The sequence below is a fragment of the Pseudomonas sp. FG1 genome, from assembly GCF_034313875.1.
GTDB lineage: Bacteria > Pseudomonadota > Gammaproteobacteria > Pseudomonadales > Pseudomonadaceae > Aquipseudomonas > Aquipseudomonas veronii.
Map to the genome: position 1 here is coordinate 1,497,642 of NZ_JAVIWP010000001.1, position 19,406 is coordinate 1,517,047.

The following is a 19,406-nucleotide window of genomic DNA, read 5'->3' on the forward strand; positions in this document are numbered from 1 at the left end:
GTGGGAGGGGGCTTGCTCCCGATAGCGGTGCTTCAGTTGGCGCAACTTTGACTGACCCAGCGCTATCGGGAGCAAGCCCCTCCCACATTTGGAATGTATTGTCAGGCGGTTATTCAGGTTTTGCGCCAGACGCTGGCCAACCAGGGCTGCTGCTCGCGGGGTAGTCCGGCTGGGCGATAGTAGTGCTCCAGTTCCACAAAACCGGCGGCGGTCAGCAACGATTGCCACGCTTCCAAGTCGTGATAGGACCCATATCGCGGCCCATTCCAGCCTTCGCGGTTGTCACCGCGTGGATTGGAACTGAACAACACCCCGCCCGGTTTCAGCGCGCCATGCAGTTGCTTGAGCACACGCGGCAGTTCCTGCTTGGGAATGTGAAACAGCACCGCATTGGCAAAGATCCCGTCGAAGCGTGTGTTGGGTAGGTCCAGCTTCAGGAAGTCCTGCTGCAGCACCTCGCAGCCGCTGTCTTCGCGCGCCATCTGCGCAAAGCGCTCGGAGCCGTCGAGGCCCACGGCGATGTGGCCCATGCGCGTAAAGGTCTGCAAATCCCGCCCCGGCCCGCAGCCGAAGTCCAGCACGGTAAACGGCGCCGCGCCCTGGATATGCCGCAGCAGCGCGTCGATGTTCTGGCTCACATCGTGATCGCGGGTGCCTTCACGGAAGTCCTCGGCCACGCTGTTGTAGTGGTCGAGGGTGGTGGCGGTGATCTGGTTGAGGTCGTCGGGGGCGAGTTTCATGGGGAGGCGCTTTGGAGGTGAAGTGCTGACTATATCCCATGTCCAGTTGACTGCCCCCTGAGACGGCTCTTCATTTGATGACTGCGCTTGAATTAATCAGTGAAATTTACGGAGTAGTACGACTCATTGGATAGGATTTGTATACTCCGTAAAGAGGTCATCAAGATGTAACTGTATTTGGGTTGGGGGATGTTGTTAACGGTAGTTGTTGAATTTTGCCGGTGAAGCGGAGTTGCCGCTGCATCGCCAAGCGTGACGGCGGCCAGCGCCAACACCAGCGTCGCGCACCTGGCGCAGGTGGTTATAGTAGACATGGTATTCGCTCCTTGATTCGTCGCAAACGGTGTCGAGCCGATTAAACCTGCATAACCCCCCTCCAACAACTGTCAACCTTGACAGGTCCAAACGAGTGCTCAGCGCGCCAACCGATCCCGACCCAACGATGGCCTACGCGATGATTGACGGGGTCATCATCGCCATGCCGCTGACGCTGTATGTGGCTTGGTACAAGATTCGCGAACCGAAGCAGGGCAGTTGAAAATGTGGGAGGGGGCTTGTATTACCAGGCCGTGACCGTCTAGGCCCGTGGCGATATGGTTCATGCGCGTAAAGGCGTGCCCTGAAGTAACGTCAGTATTGGACAAGCGATCTATAGAAAGTGCTAGCTTTCCAGCTAAAGATCGTTCCTTTGTTGAATGCGAAGGAGTTGTTAACGGTAGTTGTTGAATATTGCCCGTGAAGCGGAATTGCCGCTGCATCGCCAAGCGTGACGGCGGCCAGCGCCAACACCAGCGTGGCGCACCTGGCGCAGGTGGTTACAGTGGACATGGCATTCGCTCCCTGATCCGTCGCAGACAGTGTCGAGCCGATTAAACCCGCGTAAACCCCCTCCAACAACTGTCAACCTTGACAGGTCCAAACGAGTGCTCAGCGCGTGTTCAGCCCCCGCGCTTTGTGAATTAATCACAGTGATGAGTAAGGGTGAGGGTGGAAGTCCACTCACACTACATGTCAGTCAGTGTCTATTTGTATTGGAGCTTCTGTGTAAACACATTATTACCCCAGTTAAAGATCCCTCCTTTGTTGAACGTGAAGGCGTCGTTAACGGTAGTTGTTGAATCTCGCCGGTGAAGCGGAATTGCCGCTGCATCGCCAAGCGTGACGGCGGCCAGCGCCAACACCAGCGTCGCGCACCTGGCGCGGGTGGTTACAGTGGACATGGCATTCGCTCCCTGATCCGTCGCAAACGGTGTCGAGCCGATTAAACCTGCATAACCCCCCTCCAACAACTGTCAACCTTGACAGGTACAAACGAGTGCTCAGCGCTTGTTCAGCCCCCGCGCCAAGCGGTCTCCGCCCAGCTGAATCACCGCCACCAGCAGCACCAGCAGCACAATCACTGTGAGCATGATCTGCGTATCAAAGCGCTGATAACCATAGCGGTAGGCAATATCCCCCAACCCACCTGCACCAATCGCCCCAGCCATGGCCGAGGAGTTGATCATGGTCACCAGGGTGATGGTGAACCCGCCGACGATCCCCGGTAGCGCTTCGGGCAACAGTACGTGCCAGATGATGTGCCAGCGCCGGCAGCCCATGGCTTGTGCGGCTTCGATCAAGCCGTGGTCGACTTCGCGCAGGCTCACTTCGGCGATGCGCGCAAAGAACGGCGTCGCGGCGATGGTCAGCGGCACTACCGCCGCCCACACGCCGTAGGTGGTGCCGACGATCAGCCGGGTGAACGGGATCAGCGCCACCATCAGGATCAGAAACGGAATCGAGCGGAACAGATTGACGAACGCCCCCAGCACCCGGTTCAGCGCCGGAGCCTGGTAGATGCCGCCCTTGTCGCTGGTGACCAGGAACACCGCCAGCGGAATCCCCACCAGCAACGCGATCAGCGACGACACGCCGACCATCAACAGCGTGTCGATGGCGCCCTGCACTAAACGATCAAACCACATAACCCAACACCTCCACCTGTTGTGCCCAATGCCCGGCGCGGCTGCGCAGTGTGTCGGGGTCATGGGGCGAGCCGTTCACCGCCAGCAGCAATTGCCCCAGGGCATGCCCCTGAATCCGTTCCACGCCGCCTTGCAGCAAGCGCACGCGCCCGCCGAGGGCGCCGAACAGCGCGGCCAGGTCGGGTTCATCGGTGGCGCTGCCGGTGAACTGCAAGCGCAGTACCAGCGCGGCGTCAGCCGAGGCCGGCGTGGGTTGCAGGCGGCTTTGCAGTTCTTCCGACAGGCCGTGTTGCAGCGGCGCCAGCAGGGTTCGGCTGACCTCGTGCCGCGGGTTGCCGAATACTTCCCACACAGGGCCTTGCTCGACGATGCGCCCGTGTTCGAGCACCACCACGCGGTCGCAGATCTCGCGAATCACCGCCATCTCATGGGTGATCAACACGATGGTCAGGCCCAGCCGTTGGTTGATCTCGCGCAGCAGGCCGAGGATCGATTGGGTGGTCTCCGGGTCGAGGGCCGAGGTGGCCTCGTCGCACACCAGAATCTCTGGGTCGTGGACCAGCGAACGGGCGATGCCCACGCGCTGTTTCTGCCCGCCGGAGAGTTGCGCCGGGTAGGCCTTGTGCTTGTCCTTCAGGCCCACCAGCTCCAGCAGTTCACGCACCTTCTGCTCGCGCTGCAACTTGGGGACGCCGGCGACTTTGAGCGGCAACTCGACGTTCTGCCACACCGTCTTGGCCGACATCAGGTTGAAGTGCTGGAAGATCATGCCGATGCGCCGCCGCAGTGCCACCAGGCGGTCTTCGTCGAACGCGCCGATGTCGACCTGATCGATCAGCACGCGCCCGCTGCTGGGCTGTTCCAGGCGGTTGATGGTGCGGATCAGCGACGACTTGCCGGCGCCGCTGCGGCCGATGATGCCGAACACTTCGCCGCGCTGGATGGCCAGGTCGATGCCTTGCAGCGCGTGTACCGTGCCGTCATAGGTCTTGCCCAGGTTGATAAAACGCACATGGGCGCGGTTGAGGTGCGGATGCAGTTCAGTCTGCTCGGCGTTCCTGGACGGTGTGCCCAGGTCGCGCAGTTGGATGTTGGCGGCCGTCATGTTCAACCTTCCCAGCCGACTTGGTAGAGCTTGCCGAGGGATTTATCCAGGGCGGCGCGCACCACCGGCGAGTGTTGGTAGAGGTCGACGAACTTGATCACCCGCGGGTCGGTTTTGGCTTTCGGCTGGATCACGAACTGGATCACGTATTCCGGGTGGTCGAGGCCGTCGAACAGCAGCGCCGACTCGGCATCGAAGGTCTTGGACAGGCGGATATACGCCGGATAACCCTGCACCAGATCCGCATCGTCATACGCGCGCACCAACTGCACGGCCTCGACTTGCAGGATCTTGAGCTGCTTCGGGTTGGCGATGATGTCTTCTTCGGTGGCCTTGTAACCCACGCCCGGCTTGAGCGTGATCAGCCCCGCCTTGGCCAGCAGTTGCAGGCCGCGCCCGCTGTTGATCGGGTCGTTGGCAATCGCCACGCTGGCGCCTTGGGGCAGGTCGTTGAAGCTTTTGTATTTTTTCGAATACAGCCCGACGTTGTTGATGATGCCCGGCGCATACGGCACCAGATCAAACCCGGCGGCGGCCTTGGCGTTTTCCAGGAAGGGGATGTGCTGGAAGTAGTTCACGTCGATATCGCCGGCCGCCAGGCTGACGTTGGGCGCGATCCAGTCGGTGAACTCCACCAGCTCGACGTTCAAGCCTTGCTTGCCGGCCTCGGCCACGGCGGCTTCCAGGGGAATCGCGAAGGCCGCGGTGGTGCCGACTTTCAGCGGCGCGTCGGCGGCGAATACTGCCGAGCTGAATAAACCGAGGGCCAGGGCCAGTGCTTTGACTGGGTGAGAGAGCAGGGTCTTTTTCATAATCGAGTTCCAGTCATAAGTGATAGGTGCAAACAATAGAGATCCCATGTGGGAGGGGGCTTGCCCCCGATTGCGGTGGTTCAGCAAACGATGCAGGTGACTGAACCACCGCTATCGGGGGCAAGCCCCCTCCCACATTTTTCGATCAGTGTCGGTAGGTGGCGCCGGTGTGTTGTTCGGGCAGGCGGGCGCTGGCGTGGAAGACTTTTTCCCGCAGCGTTCCGGTGTCGTAAGCGGTCTTGTACGACCCACGCCGCTGCAACTCCGGCACCACCAGGTCGATGAAGTCCACATAGCTTTCCGGGGTGACGATGCGTGTGAGGTTGAAGCCATCCAGCCCGGTTTCAGCGACCCAGGATTCCAGCTCGTCCGCCACTTGCTCGGGCGAACCGACCACGGTGATATAGCGCCCGCCGAGGGCGTGCTGCTCGAGCAATTTGCGGCGGGTCCAATCGTTGTTCTGCAGGTGCTGGGTGGCGGACTGGATCGCGTTGCTCTTCACGTACTGGATCGGTTCGTCGAGGGCGTACTGGGAAAAATCGATCGCCGTGGACGCCGAAAAATGCGCCACTCCGGCTTCCGCGCTGGCATAGCTCAGGTACTCGGCATGCTTGGCCCAGGCCAGTTCCTCAGTGGCGCCAACGATCACGTTGAGGCCCATGAACACCTTGATGTCGTGCGGGTTGCGCCCGGCCGCCACGGCGCTGGCGCGCACCTTGTCCACCTGGAGCCGGGTGCTGGCCTTGTCCCGCCCGCTGATGAACACGCACTCGGCATGCCGCCCGGCGAACACCAGGCCACGCGCCGAAGTGCCAGCCTGGAACAGCAGCGGTGTGCGTTGCGGCGACGGTTCGCACAGGTGATAACCCTCCACCTGGTAGAACTCACCGTGGTGCTCTACTTTGTGCACCTTGCCCGGCTGCGCATACACCCGCGCCTGCGGATCGTTGAGCACGGCGTCGTCTTCCCAACTGCCTTCCCAGAGCTTGTAGAGCACCTGCAGATACTCATCGGCCTGGTCGTAGCGTCGGTCATGTTCGACCTGTTCGGTCAGGCCCATGGCCTTGGCGGCGCTGTCGAGGTAGCCGGTGACGATGTTCCAGCCGACCCGACCACGGCTCAGGTGGTCGAGGGTGGACATGCGCCGGGCGAACAGATACGGCGGCTCGTAGGTCAGGTTGGCGGTCAGGCCGAAACCGAGGTGTTGGGTCACGGCGGCCATGGCCGAGAGCAGCAGCAACGGGTCGTTGACCGGCAGTTGGATCGACTCTTTGAGCGGCACGTCGATGGCGTTCTGGTACACGTCGTAGACGCCGACGATATCGGCAATGAACAACCCGTCGAACAGCCCGCGCTCCAGGGTTCGCGCCAGGTCGGTCCAATACTCGAGGGTTTTGTACTGGGTGGACGTGTCCCGCGGGTGCGTCCACAAGCCGTGATTGATATGCCCGATGCAGTTCATGTTGAAGGCATTGAGCAGGATTTTTTTCTTCGCCATTCAGATGGTCCCCCGCAGTGGCGGTTTTTCATCGTTGAGGTAGTAATTACCCACCGCGTGGTATTTCCAGCGCACCGGGTCGTGCAGGGTATGCACGCGGGCGTTGCGCCAGTGGCGATCGAGGCCGTGCTCGGCCAGGGTCGCCTGGCTGCCGGCCAGTTCGAACAGGGTGCTGCCGGCCGCCAGGGAAATTTCGGTGCTCAGGGCGCGTGCTTCGGCGACCGCGATCGAGGCGGCGGCCACGGTCTCGGCGTGGCTGTCGGCCTGGGCGCGGTCGAGAAACTCGCCTGCGCGCTCCAGCAAGGCTTCGGCGGCGTGCAGGCGAATGCTCAAGTGGCCGAAGCTCTTCAGCGTCAGCGGGTCTTCGCTGGCCTTGTCGCTGCCGGAGTCGATCCACGGGCGGGTCTTGGTGCGTACAAAGTGCAGCGCGTCCTCGAAGGCGGCGCGGGCGATGCCGGTGTCGATGGCGGCATGGAGGATCTGCGCCAGCGGGCCGACGGTGGTCGGGCGTTCGAAGGCGCTCTGGAACGGGAGCACGTCGTGCGCTGCGACCCGCACGTTGTCGAACACCACCGAACCGCTGCCGGTGGTGCGCTGGCCGAAGCCGCTCCAGTCGTCGATCACCGTCAGGCCCGCGCTGTCGCGGGGCACGAAGGCCAGGTGCTGGATGCCGTTCTCGTCCACCACGGAGGTCGGGATGCGTTGCGCGTAGATCGCGCCGGTGGCGTAGAACTTGCGGCCGTTGATCCGAAAACCGTCGCCGTCGCGGGTGAGGCGGGTCACGCGGTCGTGGGCGGTCTTGGTGCCCAGTTCCGCCAGGGCGTTGCCGAAGCGCTGGCCGGCCAGCACCTCGGCGTACAGGCGTTGTTGCTGCGCGGGGCTGCCGTTCACGCGCAGCACTTCGAGGGCGTAGAAATGGTTTTGCGGGATCTGGCCCAGCGAGGCGTCGGCCTGGGCGATTAGCGCGATGACCTTGGCCAGGGTGACGTTGGACACGCCAGCGCCGCCGTAGGCTTTCGGCACGCTGATGCCCCACAGGCCGGAGCGCGAAAATACGTCCAGTTCGGGCAGCGGCAGGCGGCGCTCGCGGTCGCGCTGGGCGCTGTCGCGGCGCAGGTCTTCAGCCAGGTCGCTGGCGACAATCAGGGCTTGTTCGTCGCTGGTGATGAGCGCGACGTGGGTAGATAAAGTCATCGGTGTTCTCCAGAAGCGCGTGGAAAAAGTGTTCTGGGCGGTTAGATCCAGGAGTGACGAGCCGGCAATGTGCCGTTCAGGCGATAAGCGCCCACCGCGTGATACTTCCAGCGCACCGGGTCGTGCAGGGTGTGGACCCGGGCATTGCGCCAGTGGCGGTCGAGGTTGAATTCGGCGAGGGTGGCGCGGCTGCCGGCCAGTTCGAAGAGTTTTTCGCTGGCCAGCAGCGACACTTCGGTGGTCAACACCTTGGCCTCGGCCACGGCAATCGAGGCGCGTGCGGCGGACTGCGCGGTGATCGGCGCGGCGCTGACCTGGTCCAGCACCTGGCCGGCCTTGCGCAGGAGGGCTTCGGCGGCGTGCAGTTCGATCTTCAATTTGCCGATGTCGGCGATCACATACAGGTCATCGCTGGCGCGTTCGACCTTGGCGTCGATCCACGGGCGTGAGCGCTCGCGGACGAACGCAATGGTGTCATCCAGCGCGCCACGGGCAATGCCGGCGTCGATGGCTGCCTGGATCAATTGCGAGACCGCGCCCTGGATATTCGGGCTTTGGCCGAGGCGCCAGTTTTCGACCACCAGCTCTGCGTCCACCGGCACCCGGTCGAGCAGCACGGTGCCGCTGGCGGTGGTGCGTTGGCCGAAGCCGGACCAGTCGTCGACGATGCGCAGTCCTTGCGTGCCACGGCGCACAAATGCCATGACCTGCTTGCCGTCGTCGTTCAGCGCCTTCACCGCGACCCAATGGGCGAACAGGGCGCCGGTGGAGTAGAACTTCTGGCCGCTGATCACATAACCGTCGCCGTCGGCGCTGATCCGCGCCTTGAGCTCCAGGGTGTTTTTGGTGCCGCGCTCCGGGCCGCCGTTACCGATGCGCCAGCCGTCGAGCACGCTCTGGAACAGCTGTTTTTTCTGGCGCTCGGTGGCCGCGCCCTGCAGCAGGTGCAGGATGCCGAAATGGTTCTGCGGGATCTGCCCGAGGGCCGGGTCGGCCGCGCTGATGATCGCGAAGACTTCGGCCAGGGTGGTGAACGACACCTGCGGGCCGCCGTACTCGCGGGGAATGGAAATACTGCCCAGACCACTGCGGGTGAATTGTTCGATCTGCGCCCAGGGCAGCTTGCGCTGCTGGTCGCGCTTGGCGGCCTGTACGCGCGCGGCCTGGGCCAACTCATGGGCCGCGCTCAGCGCTTGGGCATCGTTGCGCAGCACAACGGCCGGCAACAGCAGGGGGGCGACGTCCAGATCACTCTGGGGGGGTGTTAGAGCCAAGTTAGACATCAGCGCCGCTCCTTGGCTGCACGTAATGCCCTGGCGTTCTGCACCGGGGTAATTCTGACCATACCGACCTCGCATTCAATGAAATGGAAACAAAACAATCAGGAATGTCCGGTGGTCCGGTTTATATACCCTAAACGTGTTAAATATTTAAATAAACTAACTTTTAGGAATATGCATAGAAGGGCCGTTACCCACGCTTCAGGGGCGACGCGGTTGATAGATCTGCGCGGCGCTGGAAGGGCGCTTCGGCGTCGCCGGCACATAGGCGGCGATGCGCAGTGTGCGGGCCGGCGCCCAGCGTGAGTTATTGCCCACCCGATCGAGAATGCAGTACGTGACGTCCAGCCGGCTGTCGTCGCCGGCTTCGATGATGATCGCCGACGGCACCCACACCTGCACCGCGATGCCGACGGCTCGGGCCTGGATTTTCGGCAGGTCCAGGCGCGCATCGCCCCAGCGCAGGGTGATGGCGTCGCCGCGGGTCATGTTCAGGTAGGGTTCGATGGTCAGCGGAATACCGCGCCGCACCTGGCTGCTGTTGACGCCGTAGCGACGAATCATGTCGGGCAGGCCCACAGGGGCGAGGTTCTGGTTTTCGTCGCTGTACAGCGCGCTCGGTTGGCCGCCCGGGTAGTTGGTCTTGACCTGCACCGTGGTCACCGCTGAGCGTGCGGGGCCGTGGCCGATCTGCATGACCTGGTAGTGAACCCGTGCATGGCCGTCCTGCACAAAGCTTTCCGGCACCCGCAGTTGGGTGGCGGTGCCGACCTTGCACGCGGTGATACGCCGCGAGTCGGCAAAGCAGTTGTTCCAGAACAGCTCGATCAGGTCACCCTCATCCATGCCGGGGTAGGGCGCGATGTCGACTTGCAGCTGTGTGGCGGCCAGGGCGTTGATGCCGTTGCCAAGTGCCTGGGGCAGGGTCGGGGCAGTGAGCAGGGCCGGGGTTGCGGTGCGCGTCATAGTAATCTCCTTGATGCAGCCAGCAGCAATCGTTCCGGACCCTTGGCGCGGGAACGCGACGGGGGCCGAAAGGAACGATTCAGTGAAAAGCCGGGATAGGATCCAATCCTCTGGGCGCTAGATAAGAGCGTTGGCCGGAGGGCGTCAATGGCGGCAAAAGGCTAAACGGCGGGTTTGGGACGATTCAGAACGGTCTGACTGGGCGCGGGAATTTCGGGGGTGGCGCAGGGGCTGTTTTACCCAGGCAGGCCGGGCGTGTGCGGGAGCGGGCTCCCCCACACGCGTTGTGCTGCCGGTGGGCGCGCGTCAATGCGCGAGAAACTTGCTCAGGAACTGTTTCGTGCGTTCTTCCCTGGGGTTGGCGAACAACGCCTTGGCCTCGCCTTGCTCCACGATCACCCCTTTGTCGAAGAAGATCACCCGGTTGGCGACATCCCGGGCAAAGCTCATTTCGTGGGTGACGATCACCATGGTGCGGTTTTCTTCGGCCAGGCTGCGAATGGTCGCCAGCACTTCGCCCACCAGTTCCGGGTCGAGGGCCGAGGTGGGTTCGTCGAACAGGATCACCTCCGGCTCCATGGCCAACGCCCGGGCAATCGCCACGCGCTGTTGCTGGCCGCCGGAGAGGCGCCGAGGGTAGGCGTCTTCCTTGCCGGCCAGGCCGACCCGCGCCAACAGCGTGCGGCCCAGGGCGGTCGCGGCCTCACGGGGCATCTTCTTGACCACGGTCGGGCCTTCGATGACGTTTTCCAGCGCGGTGCGGTGCGGGAACAGGTTGAAGTTCTGGAACACAAAACCCACGTGCTGGCGCAGGCGCCGCACCAGGCCCTGTTGCTGGTTGAGCGGCTTGCTGCTGTCGATCTCGATGTCACCGACCTTGATGCGACCGCTGGTGGGGGTTTCGAGGAAGTTCAGGCAGCGCAGGAACGTGGTCTTGCCGGAGCCGCTGGGGCCGATGATGGCGACGACTTCGCCTTCCTTGACCTCCAGGTCGATGCCGTTGAGCACCACCTGGCCGTTGAATTGTTTGGTCAGTTTTTCAACCACGATCATGCTTCAAGACTCCAGGTCATGCCGGTTGACCCGGTCTTCCAGACGATTTTGAAAATGCGCCAGGATGCTTGCCAGGACCCAGTAGATCAGGGCGGCGGACAGATACATGGTGAAAATTTCGAAGGTGCGCGCCGACACCAGTTGCGCCTGGCGGAACAGCTCGGGCACCTGGATGGTGGCCGCCAGCGCGGTGTCCTTGACCAGCGAAATAAAGCTGTTGCCCAGCGGCGGCAACGCGGTACGCATCGCTTGCGGCAGGATGGCCCGACGCAGGGTCTGCGCGCGGGTCATGCCGATACTGGCCGCGGCTTCCCACTGGCCGCGCTCGATGGACGCGATGGCGGCACGCAGGATTTCACAGGCGTAGGCGGCCATGTTCAGCGAGAAGCCAATCATGGCGGCCGGGATCGGGTCCAGCTCGATGCCCACTTGCGGCAAGCCGTAGTAGATCAGGAACAGTTGCACCAGCAGGGGCGTGCCGCGAAAGAACGACACGTAGACGCGAGCGACCCCGCGCAGCAGCATGAAGCGCGACAGGCGCATCAAGGCCAGGCCGAAGCCCAGCAGCAAGCCGAAAAACATCCCGCCGAGGCTGAGGATTACCGTGAAATACGCGCCCTTGAGCAGAAAGGGCGCGGAGTCCAGCGCGAGTTGGAAACCTGCTTCCATTATTGAGTGACGTCAGCGTTGAAGTACTTCTCGGACAGCTTCTTCAAGGTGCCGTCGGCGCGCAGTTTGTCGAGCGCCTTGTTCACGGCCTCGAGCAATTCCGGCTCGCCTTTGCGCAGGGCAATACCGGCTTCCTGGCGGGAGAAGGCGTCGCCGGCGGCGGCAGTGTCCTTGGCTTTCTTGGCGTATTCGAGTGCGGCGAGGCGGTCGATCAGAATCGCGTCGATGCGGCCGATGCGCAGGTCCTGGAACTTGGTAGGGTCATCGTTGTAGGTCTTGATGATGGCTTTGGGCTGATTGTCCTTGAGCCATTGTTCGTAGTTGGTGCCCAGGCCCACGCCGACTTTCTTGCCGGCCAGGTCGTCGGCGGTCTTGATGGTGTCGACGTTTTTGGCCAGGGTCAGGGCCTGGATACCGGAGACGGTATAAGGCTTGGAAAAGTCGTACTTCTTCTTGCGCTCTTCGGAGATGGTCACTTGGTTGACGACCGCATCCAGGCGCTTGGATTCCAGGGCGGCGAGGATGCCGTCCCATGGCGTGGCCTGCAGTTTGACCTTGACGCCCAGCTCCTTGGCCAGCGCCTCCGACAGCTCGACCTCGAAACCGCTGAGCTTGCCGCTTTCGTCGACAAAGCTGAACGGTGGGTAAGTGCCTTCGAGACCGATCTTGATCTCACCGGCTTTCTTGATGTTGCCCAACTGTTCGCCGGCCACGGCCTGGCCCAACCAACCAGCGCCGAGGGCCAGGCCCAGAGTGCCGACCAGCAATGTGCGACGGAATACAGAAATAGTCATGAAGAGCCCCTGTGTTGTTATGTTGAGCGAAGCAGGTGACGCGGTAGACGTATCCTGCCTTAAAGCGCGTAGCGCGTCTTCGCCTACGGCGCGATGATAAAGCCGGTTTTTAAGACTTGAAAATAATATAAATCTAAATTGATATTCTATTTTTGAACATGCACTCAATCCAATTGTGGGAGGGGCTTGCCCCCGATAGGGCCGTGTCAGCTTATGCATGTATCACTGACCCACCACTATCGGGGGCAAGCCCCCTCCCACATGTTGATCCCTGTTTATTCAGTTAAATACGGCGTTGTAAGCAAACAACGCCGGCGCCCCACCGGTATGCAGGAAAATGATCGGGCCATCCTCAAAGCGCTGACGCCCAATACCGTCCAGCAAGCCGGCCATGGCCTTGCCAGTGTAGACCGGGTCCAGCAGCAAGCCTTCCTGGCTCGCCAATAGCTTGACCGCTGAAAGGGTGCCGGCGTTCGGTTCACCATAACGCGGGCCGAAGTATTCGTCCCACAGGATCACCTTGAAGGCCTCGGGGATGTCCACACCGAGCAACGCGGCGGTGCGTTCGGCCAGGCCCTGCACTTTCGGGCGTTGAGCTTCGTCGGTGCGCGACACGGTAACGCCGACGACCGGCAAGTTCGGCAGCACTTCGCTCAACGCCAGGGCCAGGCCACTGTGGGTGCCCGCACTGCCCGAGGCCAAGACCACGGCGGCGAATTCCAGACCGCTGTCTTCGATCTGCGCGGCCAGTTCCAGCCCGGCCCGCACATAACCCAGGGCGCCGAGCGCGTTGGAGCCGCCGATGGGCACCAGGTACGGCTTCTTGCCGTTGCTGCGCAGGCGATCGGCGAGGGCGTTGAGCTGGTCGTCGGCGTTGTCGAGGTTCTCTACCAACTCGACCTTGGCGTCGAACAGGTCCAGCAGCAGACGGTTGCCGTTGCCGAGGTAGTTGGGGTCTTCGGTGCCGGTGGGGTTTTCCAGCAGAGCGACGCAGCCCAGGCCCAGCTTGGCGGCCAGCGCGGCGGTCTGGCGCACGTGGTTGGACTGGATGGCCCCGGCGGTCACCAGGGTATCGGCGCCCTGGGCGATGGCATCGGCCGCCAGGTATTCGAGTTTGCGCAGCTTGTTGCCGCCCATGGCCAGCGGTGTGGTGTCGTCGCGCTTGACGTAGATGTCCCTGCCCAGCCAGGTCGACAGCCGCTCGAGTTTTTCCAGGGCAGTGGCGCCGCCCAGCAGTTCCAGGCGGTTAAAACGGTCGAGCTGTTGTTTGATCATGGCTACGCACGGTTGCTAAGTGATGGGGCGACTATAGGCAGGCACTTTTCATCGGGCAACCGCCAATCGTTTATGCTTGATGGTTCTTAGCATCGCACCATTGGTTCTTAAGAGCGGCCGGGGTGCCTATCGTAAAGTGATGGCCATTTTGTCAGGAGTGAATACCGTGAGTGAGCGTTCCAGTCATTGGCAATTACCCACCATTGTCAGCCAACTGCGCAGCGCGCGGGACCAGTGGCGAGCGCGCAATGGCCGCATGAGTGGCGAGCATGGCGGTCGCGAGCTGCCTTCGCGCGAGGCCGTGGCGCAGATCCTCGAAGCGCTGTGCGGCGCGCTGTTTCCGATGCGCCTGGGGCCGGTGGACCTGCGTGAGGAAAGTGAAGATTTCTACGTCGGCCACACCCTCGACGTCGCCTTGAATGCTTTGCTCGGCCAAGCGCGCCTGGAACTGCGCTACGCCGCGCGCCAGAGCGGCCAGGATGACAGCGAGGTCGACGCCCGCGCCATCCGCCTGATCCAGGATTTCGCTCTGGCCTTGCCGTCCCTGCGCAGCCTGTTGGACACCGATGTGCTGGCCGCCTACCACGGCGACCCGGCTGCGCGCAGCGTGGATGAAGTGCTGCTGTGCTATCCGGGGATACTGGCGGTGATTCACCATCGCCTGGCCCACCATCTGTACCGCGCCGGCCTGCCGTTGTTGGCGCGCATCAGCGCGGAGATCGCCCACTCGGCCACCGGCATCGACATACACCCCGGCGCGCAGATCGGCCCGAGTTTCTTTATCGACCACGGCACGGGTGTGGTGATTGGCGAAACCGCGATCATCGGCGAGCGCGTGCGTATCTACCAGGCGGTGACGTTGGGCGCCAAGCGCTTCCCGGCGGATGAGGACGGGCAGTTGCAGAAAGGCCATCCACGCCATCCGATCGTCGAGGACGACGTGGTGATCTATGCCGGGGCGACGATCCTCGGGCGGATCACCATCGGCAAGGGCTCGACCATTGGCGGCAACGTGTGGCTGACCCGCAGCGTACCGGTGGGGGCGAACATCACGCAGGCGAATCTGCAGCATGACGACGGCACCCAAAAGTAGCGCACGCCCTTAAACATCACACACAAACCTGTGGGAGGGAGCTTGCTCCCGATAGCGGTGGGCCGCTCAGTGCATGTGCTGGCTGATCCACCGCAATCGGGGGCAAGCCCCCTCCCACAGGGTGACTGCGTTTCAAATGTGAACCGTATTTGAGCCTGCAACCGCTGGATGATTTGCCTCGTTCAATCACCTACCCCTCAGTCTTGCGGCCTATCGATCACACAAAACCCTGTGGGAGGGAGCTTGCTCCCGATAGCGGTGGGCCGCTCAGTGCATGTGCTGGCTGATCCACCGTAATCGGGGGCAAGCCCCCTCCCACAGGTTGACTGTATTTCAAATGTGAGCGGTATTTCAGTCGGCAGCCGCTGGATGATTTGCCTCGTTCAATCACCTACCCCTCAGTCTTGCGGCCTATCGATCACACAAAACCCTGTGGGAGGGAGCTTGCTCCCGATAGCGGTGGGCCGCCCAATGCATGTGCTGGCTGATCCACCGCAATCGGGGGCAAGCCCCCTCCCACAGGTTGACTGCGTTTCAAATGTGAGCGGTATTTCAGTCGGCAACCGCTGGATGATTTGCCTCGTTCAATCACCTACCCCTCAGCCTTGCGGCCTATCGATCACACAAAACCCAGTGGGAGGGAGCTTGCTCCCGATAGCGGTGGGCCGCCCAATGCATGTGCTGGCTGACCCACCGCAATCGGGGGCAAGCCCCCTCCCACAGGTTGACTGTATTTCAAATGTGAGCGGTATTTCAGTCGGCAACCGCTGGATGATTTGCCTCGTTCAATCACCTACCCCTCAGCCTTGCGGCCTATCGATCACACAAAACCCTGTGGGAGGGAGCTTGCTCCCGATAGCGGTGGGCCGCCCAATGCATGTGCTGGCTGATCCACCGCAATCGGGGGCAAGCCCCCTCCCACAGGTTGACTGCGTTTCAAATGTGAACCGTGTTTGAGTCGGCAACCGCTGGATGATTTGCCTCGTTCAATCACCTACCCCTCAGCCTTGCGGCCTATCGATCACACAAAACCCTGTGGGAGGGAGCTTGCTCCCGATAGCGGTGGGCCGCTCAATGCATGTGCTGGCTGACCCACCGCAATCGGGGGCAAGCCCCCTCCCACAGGTTGACTGCGTTTCAAATGTGAGCGGTATTTCAGTCGGCAACCGCTGAACGATTTGCCTCGCCCAGGCGTCATACCAGTCCTTGAGCTAGTGTAGGAATCACCTACCACTCAGCCCTGCGATTAGTCCAAAACCGCCTATCCATGTTTAACTTGAACGTTCGTTCAAGTTAAATCGGTGGTTCGCTGCCCGCTCACAACAGGAGGCTTACCTTTGCTGAGTCCGTTATTCACAGTCACATCTCACACCTCAGGGGTGCATCGTTCATGAGTGCATCGACCACCCCACCCAGCGGTCTGGTGCGTATGAATGCGCCCGTGTTCTATTTCGCCGCAAGCTTCATCCTGCTGTTCGGCATCACCGTCATCGCCATCCCGCAACAGGCCGGTGCCTGGCTGCTGGCGGCGCAAAACTGGGCGGCCAATACGGTCGGCTGGTACTACATGCTCGCGATGACTCTGTATCTGGTCTTCGTGGTGGTCACCGCGCTATCGGGCTACGGCAAGATAAAACTCGGTGCCGACCACGACGAGCCCGAGTTCAGTTACCTGTCCTGGGCCGGCATGCTGTTCGCCGCAGGGATCAGCATCACGCTGTTTTTCTTTTGCGTCTCCGAGCCGCTGACGCACCTGGTGCAACCGCCCCAGGGCGCGGCGATGAACGCCGATGCCGCGCGCCAGGCCATGCAGATCCTGTTTCTGCACTGGGGCCTGCATGGCTGGGGCGTGTTCGCCTTTGTCGGCATGGCCCTCGCGTACTTCGCCTACCGGCATAACCTGCCGCTGGCGTTGCGTTCGGCGCTGTACCCGCTGATCGGCAAGCGCATCAACGGCCCGATCGGCTATGCGGTGGACGGCTTCGGCATCATCGCCACGGTGTTCGGCCTCGGTGCCGACATGGGCTTCGGTGTGCTGCACCTCAACGCCGGCTTGGATTACCTGTTTGGCATTGCCCACACCCAGTGGATCCAGGTCGGCCTGATCACCCTGATGATGGGGGCGGCGATCCTGGTGGCGGTGGCTGGCGTGGACAAGGGCGTGCGCGTGATGTCCGACATCAACATGCTGCTGGCCTGTGCGCTGCTGCTGTTCGTGTTGTTCGCCGGGCCGACCCAGCACTTGCTCAACACCCTGATCCAGAACATCGGCGACTACCTCGGCGCACTGCCGACCAAGAGTTTCGACGTCTACGCCTACGACAAGCCGAGCGACTGGCTGGGTGGCTGGACCGTGTTCTACTGGGCCTGGTGGATTGCCTGGTCGCCGTTCGTGGGCCTGTTTATCGCGCGTATTTCCCGTGGCCGCACCATCCGCGAATTCGTGTTTGGCGTGCTGCTGATCCCGCTGGGTTTCACCCTGGCGTGGATGTCGATCTTCGGCAACAGCGCCATCGACCAGGTGCTCAATCACGGGATGACGGCGCTCGGCCAGTCGGCCATCGATGACCCGTCGATGAGCCTCTACCTGCTGCTGGAAACCTACCCGTGGAGCAAGACGGTGATCGCGGTCACGGTGTTTATCAGCTTCGTGTTTTTCGTCACCTCCGCCGACTCCGGCACCGTGGTGCTGTCCACGCTGTCATCCAAAGGCGGCAACGCCGATGAAGACGGGCCGAAGTGGCTGCGGGTGTTCTGGGGTGCGATGACCGCGCTGGTGACCAGTGCCTTGCTGTTTGCCGGCAGTATCGATTCGCTGAAATCGGCGGTGGTACTGACCTCGTTGCCGTTCTCGTTGATCCTGCTGCTGATGATGTGGGGGCTGCACAAAGCCTTCTACCTCGAATCGCAGAAGCAGATCGCCCAACTGCATTCGTTGGCCCCTGTGTCCGCGGCGCGCAAGGGTCGTGGCGGCTGGCGCCAGCGTTTGAGCCAGGCGGTGCATTTCCCGTCGCGCGATGAGGTGTACCGCTTCCTTGAGTCGACGGTACGCCCGGCGATTGAAGAAGTGACCGCCGTGTTCGTCGAGAAGGGCCTGAATGTGGTGACCCAGCCTGACCCGTCCAACGACAGCGTCAGCCTGGAAATCGGCCATGGCGAAGAGCACCCGTTCGTTTATCAGGTACAAATGCGCGGTTACTTCACACCGTCGTTTGCCCGTGGCGGCATGGGTTCCAAGGAGCTCAACAACCGTCGCTACTACCGGGCCGAAGTCCACTTGAGCGAGGGCAGCCAGGACTACGATCTGGTGGGCTATACCAAGGAGCAGGTCATCAACGATATTCTCGACCAGTACGAGCGCCACCTGCAGTTCCTGCACTTGGTGCGTTGATGTTTCAGGCCCTGCTCCCGCGTGGGCAGGGCGCGCTTCACCCCCACGCAAGGCCTCTATTACGGGGCTTTCTTAAACTTAATTTCATGTGCTCCCGCCGCGTTTTGACGCGCAACTGTCATCTAGCCACTGCGTAATTGTGTGAAGCGTTTGACGCTTTCATTTCAGAACAGTGACGGAGACCGGTAACAATGAAGACGTTATTAAGCCCCATGGTCGGTGTCGCCATGGCGAGCTTTATGTTGTCCGCCCATGCCGATTTTATCGATGACAGCCACGCCGATGTGACCCTGCTCAACCGCTATCTCAACCAGCAGGGGCGTGACGTGGTCGGCAGCAACGCCAAGGCCCACAGCGTTCGCGATTGGGGCCAGGGTTTCGAGTTCAACTTCAAGTCCGGCTACACCGAAGGCCCCGTGGGTTTCGGCCTCGACTTGCAGGCGTTCTACGGTTTGAAACTGGACTCCGGCGGCGACCTCAATGACAAGAATCACCAGGGCCGCTACCCCGGCAGCATGTTCCCGCTGGACGACGGTAAATCCGCTGACCAGTTCGGCGTGCTGAGCCCGACGTTCAAAATGCGCTTCGCCAAGGATGAACTGCGGGTCGGTACGCTGTATGGCAACAACCCGGTGCTGGCCAACACCGACGGCCGCCTGTACCAGCAGACCAACACCGGTGTGCAACTGGTCTCCAAGGACCTCAGCGACTTCACCTTCACCGGTGGCGATATCTTCAAGACCAAGATCCGCAATGAAACCGGCGACCAGGGCATGATCACCGCGGGCGGCACCAAGGAAAGCGACCGCTTCCTCTTCGGCGGTGCCGACTACACCGGCTTGCCGGGCACCACCGTCAGCCTGTGGTATTCCAACCTTGAGGATTACTACCAACAGTTCTTCCTCGGTGCCAAGCGCCATGACGCGTTGTCGGTCGGTGCAATCGACACCGATGTGCGTATGTTCCGCAGCCTGGGGGTGGGCGGTAACGCCGATGGCGACAAGGATTATGCCGCGGCGGGGGTCTATGGCGATGGCGTGAACAAGGGCCGCATCAACCAGTCCACCGTCAGCCTGTTGGAGAGCTACAGCCTGGAAGGTCATACCGTCGGCCTCGGCATCCAGAAAAACAGCGGCAGCAGCGACTTCCCCTACCTGGATTCCGGCCTTAACAGCGGCGACAGCCACCAGGGCCCCGGCTCGGGTGCCGACACCCCGGCGCTGACCAACATGCAGTTGAACAAATTCCAGCACGCCGGCGAACGCACCTGGCTGGCGCAATACAAATATGACTTCGGCAAACTGGGCCTCAACGGCCTGACGTTCTCCGCCGCCTATGCCCACGGCGATGACATCCGCACCGCACAGGGCACTACCAGCGAATGGGAACGCAACGTTGCCGTGGCCTACCAAGTGCCGACCGGCACCCTCAAGGGCCTGGGCGTGACCTGGAAAAACGCCCACGCCAGCCCGGACATTACCGGTGCCACCGTGCAGGATGAAAACCGCTTTTATGTCAGCTATGTCGTTCCACTTTGGTAGGAGTTTGCTGTAAAACGGAAAGGCAACGTTA

17 protein-coding genes are annotated in these 19,406 nt (G+C 61.9%); 3 read left to right on the forward strand and 14 right to left on the reverse strand.

Translation table 11 applies throughout. The annotated features are described in order from the left end of the window. Positions 1 to 113 precede the first annotated feature (113 nt). From RGV59_RS07020 to RGV59_RS07085, 14 genes are all read right to left on the reverse strand, one after another. Positions 114 to 740, reverse strand: coding sequence for a class I SAM-dependent methyltransferase (locus tag RGV59_RS07020; protein WP_126585947.1), 627 nt, complete (start codon positions 738 to 740; stop codon positions 114 to 116). A 630-nt stretch (positions 741 to 1,370) separates the two neighbouring features. Then, positions 1,371 to 1,568, reverse strand: a complete 198-nt coding sequence (locus RGV59_RS07025; protein WP_126585946.1) for a hypothetical protein — start codon at positions 1,566 to 1,568, stop codon at positions 1,371 to 1,373. A 194-nt stretch (positions 1,569 to 1,762) separates the two neighbouring features. Continuing rightward, positions 1,763 to 1,960 (reverse strand): hypothetical protein, encoded by a 198-nt coding sequence (locus tag RGV59_RS07030; RefSeq protein ID WP_126585945.1) that lies wholly within the window; start codon positions 1,958 to 1,960, stop codon positions 1,763 to 1,765. Positions 1,961 to 2,059: 99 nt separating this feature from the next. Then, complete coding sequence (locus RGV59_RS07035; RefSeq protein ID WP_010214125.1) at positions 2,060 to 2,704, reverse strand: methionine ABC transporter permease; 645 nt, start codon at positions 2,702 to 2,704, stop codon at positions 2,060 to 2,062. Further along, on the reverse strand, positions 2,694 to 3,809 hold the full coding sequence (locus tag RGV59_RS07040) for a methionine ABC transporter ATP-binding protein (protein WP_126585944.1): 1,116 nt from the start codon (positions 3,807 to 3,809) through the stop codon (positions 2,694 to 2,696). The genes RGV59_RS07035 and RGV59_RS07040 overlap by 11 nt, the downstream gene beginning before the upstream one ends. A gap of 2 nt (positions 3,810 to 3,811) precedes the next feature. Then, positions 3,812 to 4,621: a MetQ/NlpA family ABC transporter substrate-binding protein gene (locus RGV59_RS07045; protein ID WP_126585943.1), complete on the reverse strand. Its 810-nt coding sequence runs from the start codon at positions 4,619 to 4,621 to the stop codon at positions 3,812 to 3,814. Positions 4,622 to 4,766: 145 nt separating this feature from the next. Further along, positions 4,767 to 6,119: an LLM class flavin-dependent oxidoreductase gene (locus RGV59_RS07050; protein ID WP_126585942.1), complete on the reverse strand. Its 1,353-nt coding sequence runs from the start codon at positions 6,117 to 6,119 to the stop codon at positions 4,767 to 4,769. Continuing rightward, positions 6,120 to 7,313, reverse strand: coding sequence for an SfnB family sulfur acquisition oxidoreductase (locus tag RGV59_RS07055; protein WP_057005860.1), 1,194 nt, complete (start codon positions 7,311 to 7,313; stop codon positions 6,120 to 6,122). Between the two features lie 41 nt (positions 7,314 to 7,354). Next, complete coding sequence (locus tag RGV59_RS07060) at positions 7,355 to 8,596, reverse strand: SfnB family sulfur acquisition oxidoreductase (protein ID WP_126585941.1); 1,242 nt, start codon at positions 8,594 to 8,596, stop codon at positions 7,355 to 7,357. A gap of 198 nt (positions 8,597 to 8,794) precedes the next feature. Continuing rightward, the gene (locus RGV59_RS07065) at positions 8,795 to 9,559 is read right to left on the reverse strand and encodes a hypothetical protein (RefSeq protein WP_017848590.1); all 765 of its coding nucleotides are present in this window, start codon (positions 9,557 to 9,559) and stop codon (positions 8,795 to 8,797) included. Between the two features lie 306 nt (positions 9,560 to 9,865). Next, positions 9,866 to 10,612, reverse strand: a complete 747-nt coding sequence (tcyN, locus tag RGV59_RS07070; protein WP_046385059.1) for an L-cystine ABC transporter ATP-binding protein TcyN — start codon at positions 10,610 to 10,612, stop codon at positions 9,866 to 9,868. A 3-nt stretch (positions 10,613 to 10,615) separates the two neighbouring features. Further along, on the reverse strand, positions 10,616 to 11,281 hold the full coding sequence (tcyL, locus tag RGV59_RS07075) for a cystine ABC transporter permease (protein ID WP_017848588.1): 666 nt from the start codon (positions 11,279 to 11,281) through the stop codon (positions 10,616 to 10,618). Next, positions 11,281 to 12,075: a cystine ABC transporter substrate-binding protein gene (gene tcyJ, locus RGV59_RS07080; protein WP_017848587.1), complete on the reverse strand. Its 795-nt coding sequence runs from the start codon at positions 12,073 to 12,075 to the stop codon at positions 11,281 to 11,283. The genes tcyL and tcyJ overlap by 1 nt, the downstream gene beginning before the upstream one ends. Positions 12,076 to 12,354: 279 nt before the next feature. Beyond that, positions 12,355 to 13,350: a D-cysteine desulfhydrase gene (locus RGV59_RS07085; RefSeq protein ID WP_046385058.1), complete on the reverse strand. Its 996-nt coding sequence runs from the start codon at positions 13,348 to 13,350 to the stop codon at positions 12,355 to 12,357. 166 nt (positions 13,351 to 13,516) lie between these two features. On the opposite strand from RGV59_RS07085, the gene epsC reads away from it, so the two are divergent. The 3 genes from epsC (at position 13,517) to RGV59_RS07100 (ending at position 19,375) form a co-directional block, all read left to right on the forward strand. Further along, entirely contained in the window at positions 13,517 to 14,443 is a 927-nt protein-coding gene (gene epsC / locus RGV59_RS07090) for a serine O-acetyltransferase EpsC (RefSeq protein ID WP_017848585.1), read from the forward strand. A 1,429-nt stretch (positions 14,444 to 15,872) separates the two neighbouring features. Then, positions 15,873 to 17,834, forward strand: coding sequence for a choline transporter BetT (gene betT / locus RGV59_RS07095; protein ID WP_017848584.1), 1,962 nt, complete (start codon positions 15,873 to 15,875; stop codon positions 17,832 to 17,834). Between the two features lie 212 nt (positions 17,835 to 18,046). Next, on the forward strand, positions 18,047 to 19,375 hold the full coding sequence (locus RGV59_RS07100) for an OprD family outer membrane porin (RefSeq protein ID WP_079442628.1): 1,329 nt from the start codon (positions 18,047 to 18,049) through the stop codon (positions 19,373 to 19,375). The last annotated feature ends 31 nt before the right edge of the window (positions 19,376 to 19,406 follow it).